The 555-nt window shown below is 77.1% G+C and carries 1 protein-coding gene; it reads left to right on the forward strand.

The window, feature by feature from the left end:
- Positions 1–555 (forward strand): Lhr family ATP-dependent helicase (locus ACYVE9_RS30410; RefSeq protein WP_461031068.1); only part of this gene is annotated, 555 nt, incomplete at both ends.

The raw sequence follows: 555 nt of genomic DNA on the forward strand, positions 1-555 counted from the left end.
GGCCCGCAAGGAGGGCCGGCGGCGCGGACGCACCGTCCGGCTGCACGTCGAGGCCGGCGGGTTGCGGGGCGTGGACGGGCTGGTGCGGGCCGTGGAGCAGTTGCAGGGGGCGGCGGTGCCCGCCTCGGCGCTGGAGAAGCTGGTGCTGCCCGGCCGGGTCGCGGGCTACAGCCCGGTGATGCTGGACGAGCTGACGTCGGCGGGTGAGGTGGTCTGGGCCGGGGCGGGCGCGCTGGCCGGCAAGGACGGCTGGGTGGCGCTGTATCCGGCGGACAGCGCGCCGTTGCTGCTGCCGCCCGCCCATCCGCTGGAGCTGACCGACCGGCACCGCGCGGTGCTGGACGCGCTGGCGGGCGGCTACGGCTTGTTCTTCCGGCAGATCACCGAGCAGGTCAGGGCGACGGACCCGGAGGCCACCGACACCCAGCTGGCGGACGTCGTGTGGGAGCTGGCCTGGTCGGGCCGGCTGACGAACGACACGCTCGGCCCGCTGCGCAACCTGCTGGGGTCGGGGCGCACCGCGGGGGCGACGGCGCACCGCGCCCGGCGGTCGGT

This window comes from Streptomyces sparsus, assembly GCF_054776295.1.